Source organism: Flavobacterium sp. W22_SRS_FP1 (assembly GCF_052113685.1).
In the GTDB taxonomy this organism is placed as follows: Bacteria; Bacteroidota; Bacteroidia; order Flavobacteriales; family Flavobacteriaceae; genus Flavobacterium.
In genome coordinates, this window is record NZ_JBGQOE010000055.1 from 1 (window position 1) to 5536 (window position 5536).

The 5536-nt window shown below is 27.9% G+C and carries 2 protein-coding genes; both read left to right on the plus strand.

The window, feature by feature from the left end:
* A partial coding sequence (locus ACEN2H_RS15455) for a hypothetical protein (RefSeq protein WP_441733924.1) occupies positions 1-2379 on the plus strand: 2379 nt, incomplete at its 5' end.
* Positions 2380-2384: 5 nt separating this feature from the next.
* Positions 2385-5536 (plus strand): Ig-like domain-containing protein (locus ACEN2H_RS15460; RefSeq protein WP_441733927.1); only part of this gene is annotated, 3152 nt, incomplete at its 3' end.

The following is a 5536-nucleotide window of genomic DNA, read 5'->3' on the forward strand; positions in this document are numbered from 1 at the left end:
TTATTAGCTGATTTAACGGGTACCAGTGGAGTTGCAACCTATCAATCTACTGATGCAAGTGGAGCACTTACATTTTCTATAGTTACTAATAATTATGGAGGAACTGGTTGGAAAGGATACATTACTAGTGTAGGAACGGCAACCAAAGAAATTAAATGGAATATTGTAGGAACTTCAAAAAGATTTGATTTAGATTATAGTACTGATGGCGGTAGCGCTTGGACACGTATAGTAAGTGATTTACCTAATACAACTGGAGTGTACAATTGGCAAGTGCCAAATACTGCTTCTACACAAGCTAAGGTTAGAGTCCGTGATGCAGGAAATAACACCATATTAGATGCAAGTGATAGTAATTTTACGATTGAAAATGCGGGAATTACAGTAACTGATCCAAATGGAGGACAAACAGTATTTTCATATAATACCTATCCTATAAAATGGGCTTATCCACTTTCGAAAGCTGGAACAGAAACGGTTAATATTTATTACTCTATAAACGGAGGCCTTTCTTGGGTTTTAACTGCAGAAAATGTTCCAAATTTAGGGTCTTATAATTGGACAATTCCATTAGTAGATGCTCCAAAAACACAATCTATGATTAAAATATCTGATTCAACAAATCCTTCTCGTTTTGATGTTTCAGATAATTATTTCGAAATCAGACCGAGAACAATATTAATTTCTCCTAATAATAATTCGACATTATTTCAGACATGTACACAATCTTCTATAACATGGTATGGTGGCGCGAGTAGTTCTTATAAAATAGAAGTGTCGACGGATAATGGGGTAAGTTGGACTATCTTAAATAATAATTTTATTTCAAATTCTATTTTTAATTCTTTTGATTGGAGTATTCCAAATATTGCATCAGAAAACTGCAGAGTTAAAGTAACCGAAAATAGTAATAGTTCCTATTTTGATCTTTCAGATGAAAAATTCACAATACAACCATCATTGAGAATATTAAATCCATTAAATTATGAAGTAATAAATCGAACTAATACAAATTCAATAACATTAAATTGGGAATCATTTTTTACCTCTCAATATTTCAATATTGATTATAGTTTAAACGGAGGTTTAAGTTGGATAAATATTGTTGATAATCAATTATTCACAAATAAAACTTATAATTGGAATCTGCCAAATATTAATATAGCAAACATAAAAATTAGAATAAAAGACAACCAAAATAGTTGCAAGTCTGACATAATCAATATTAGGTTTGGCAACAGAACTATAGTTCTTTCTAACAACTCTATTTTGGAAAACTCCAATATTAATACATTGGTTGGATTGCTTACTACTAATGAACCTAACTTAACATTGAATAATGTAGAATATTCAATGTATGATACTATTAATTTTCCAGATAATAATGCATTTTCAATTAATTCAAATTCAATTTATTCGAATTTGTTTTTTGATTATGAAATTAAAAACTACTATTCAATTAGAGTAAAAGCAAGGGATCTTGACACAAATGAAATATATTACCAAACAGTAATAATATCTATTATTGACGTGCTAAATGATTATCCACTAGGGGATAGTAATGGTGATTATCAAGTAAATATATTAGACGTCGTAAATGTAGTTCAGTATATTACCGGTAATTCACCCAATCCTTTTATTTCTAAAGTGAGTGATATTAATAATGATGCCATAATAAATGTACTAGACCTTGTTGGAATTGTGGACATAATATTAAATCCAAAAACATATAAAACTCTTAAAGATTCCAATATCAAAAGCAATCTATATTCAAATACAAGTCTAGGAGACGCAATCTTTTATTGGAAATCTAATGAACTTTATGTTGAGTCAGATTATGAAATTAGAGGATTACAAATGGAATTTAAAGAAGATTTTGAATTTGAACCGTCAAATGATTTACAAAATTTCAATTGGATAAACTATTCAAATGGCCACAATAAAGATATATTGATGTTTAATAATGGAGATATAAAAATTCCTTCAGGAAAAACAAAATTATTAACTAAATCTAGTTCAAATAATAGTGACCTTATAATTTTGAATACAAGTGTTGCCTCTAACCCAGGTTTTTCACTAAGGCCAATTTATAAAACCATTTTAAGTGACAAAATAATCAGTTTTTGGCCAAATCCAGTTATAAACAACAAGATTAATTTAAAAATTGTTAGTTCAACAAAATGTGATTTTATATTTCTACAATTATATAATGTTGAAGGCAGACTAGTTTGGTCAAATACTATTAATAGTAATGGTAATCTTGAATTTAATGATATTATTTTAAATAATTTGAGTTCTGGACTTTATAATATAATAATTGACGTATATCATAATAATAATTTAGTGACTACTGTTACGGATAAATTAATAATAAAATAATTTATATGAAATATAAATTTATTTTTCACATTATCATTTTATTAGCCACACAAATATGTATTGGTCAAAACTCTATTTCTATTAGCAATTCAAGTGGTGTAAATAACACCGAAATTGAAATTGCTGTATTAATTGATAATGCTCAGACATTTACCGGCTTTCAATTTGACATTACTTTACCAACTAATATTTCATATATAGCAAATTCTATAATCATTGCAAATAGAGCTGTCAATCATACTATTAGTACTTCTGTAATTAATGGTACCACATTAAGAATTTTGGCATATTCCCCGACGAATACAAATTTTATTGGGACAAGTGGGGAAATATTTAAATTTAGATTAAAACCTAATACTCTGATTGCGACTTATCCATTAAATGTAACAAATGGAATAATTTCAAATATTTCTAATGGTAATATTATTAACAATACTGTAAATGGTTCCCTTCAAGTATTAGCTAATAATGAAAGTAATATTATTTCAGTTGGTAATGCGGTAGGATATAATTATTCTGAAATTGAGATTCCAGTTTTGATAAATAACACACAAACATTAAATGCTTTTCAATTTGATATTACATTACCAAATAATATATATTATGTTGAAAATTCTATTATTCAATCCAATCGATTTGCTGGTCATTCGATAAGTGTTTCAGTAATTAATGGCTCAACATTACGCTTTATTGCTTTTTCAACTAGTAATGCTAATTTTATTAGTAGTTCTGGTGAAATTTTTAAATTTAAATTGAGACTAGCCACTGTCCCTGGAAATTATCCTTTAATAATTAGTAATGGAATTATTTCAAATCTTTTGGATGGAAATGTCTTAACAAATTCTACAAATGGAAATCTTAAAGTTATTCAATCAAATGAAAACAATTCATTAATTCTTTCCAATGTTTCTGGATACAATAATACTGAAATCGAAATCTCAGTTATTATTAATAATAGTCAAACATCTTATGGATTTCAATTTGATATAGCATTACCTAATGGAATTGATTTTGTGGCAAATTCAATAGTTACTTCAAGTAGATTAGCAAATCAAAATATAGTTGTAAATAATATAAGTCCAAACATTATAAGATTTACTACATCTTCAACAAATGTGAATATAATTGGTAATTCAGGTGAAGTTTTTAAATTTAAATTGAGACCAAATACCAACCCAGGAACTTTTCCACTTGAAATAAGTAACTGCATGATAAATAATTTAAATTTAGGAAATGTAATTACAAATCAAACGAGTGCTCAACTTGTTGTATTGCCACAAAATAACATTAATACAATTACATTAGGAACAGTTTCCGGAGATAATAATTCTCAAATAACTTTCCCTGTCAGTATAGATAACTCTCAACAGTTTAATGCATTTCAATTTGACATTACGTTACCAAATAACACTTCATTAGTAAATAATTCGATAATATTTTTAAATAGAAATACAAATCATATAATTAGCTCTAGCCTGATTAATTCAAATACTATTAGGTTTATTTGTTATTCACCAAGTAATGATTGGTTTATTGGAAATAGTGGAGCAGTATTTACTTTTAAATTAACTACAAATCTAGCATCTGGAAATTATCCTTTATTACTAAGTAATTTAATATTATCTAATCAATTTTCTGGAAATATAATAACAAATTCAGAAAATGGAGCACTTAATATTAATTCTTCGGAATTAATTATTACCACTAATTCTTTTCAATTTGGTAATATACCTATATATCAACCGCTCCCTTTTTCATTATCTCTTCAAAATTCTGGAAATACAAATATTATAGTTAGTAGTCTTAATTTTCCAAATGCAATAAGTTGTAATTCAATAATTCCTTTTACTATATCTCCAAATACTACTATTAATCTTCCATTATTATTAACCCCAATATTACTGGGTAATTATAATCAAAATATCACTATAAATCATAATGGAAATTCAAAATCAAATATTGTAAATATTCAAGCTGATGTAATCCCAAGTAATTATTTGAAAATTATTGATAAAACAGTTTTAAGAAATAGTAGTGATATTATTAGTCTTAACCTAATTAACAGTAATTCTATCAGAGCAATACAATTTGATCTTAATTTTCCTTTAAATTTTATTTTCGACGATAAAAATGTTCAGGCTTCCAGTTTAATTTCAAATTTTACAATATCTTCAAATCAGTTGGCTAATGGAAATTATAGATTTGTGATTTATTCGTTAAATTCCAGTTTAATACCTATAGGTAATAATTTAATTTTAAGCCTTCCTGTTTTTATCCAAAATAATGTTAGTATAGGAGATTATCCACTTACTATTAGTAATCTGATATTATCAAATATTGATAACCAAAATTGTTATTCAAATGAATTAAGTATTGGAAATATTCATGTAGCTGAGAATATAATAAATACAGCACCTATCGCTCAAAACGATGAAATAAATACATATGTAAGCTGTAGTGCAACTAATTTAATCGGAAATATTACAAGTATACTCTCAAATGATTCAGATACGGAAGGGTCTACCTTAATACCAAATTTAATTTCTCCGCCTAACCATGGAACCTTAACATTAAATAATAATGGAACCTTTATTTATATCCATGATGGGTCTAACATTTTGACGGATAGTTTTACATATAAAGCTAATGATGGATTATTAGATAGTAACATTGCTACTGTTAATATTTCGATAAGTCCCAACATAATACCAACCTTCACACAAGTTAATCCAATCTGTTCAGGTGCTATATTATCAGCATTAGCTACAACATCTAATAATACGATTACAGGAACATGGTCACCTGCATTAAATAATACAGCCACCACTACTTATACTTTCACACCAACTTTGGGACAATGTGCTACCACAGCTATGATGACTATTGTGGTGAATCCTCAAATTACCCCAACATTCACACAAGTCAATCCAATCTGTTCAGGTGCTATATTATCAGCATTACCTACAACATCAAATAATACGATTACAGGAACATGGTCACCTGCATTAAATAATACAGCCACCACTGCTTATACTTTCACACCCACCTTGGGACAATGTGCTACCACAGCTATGATGACTATTGTGGTGAATCCTCAAATTACCCCAACCTTCACACAAGTTAATCCAATCTGTTCAGGTGCTATATTATCAGCATT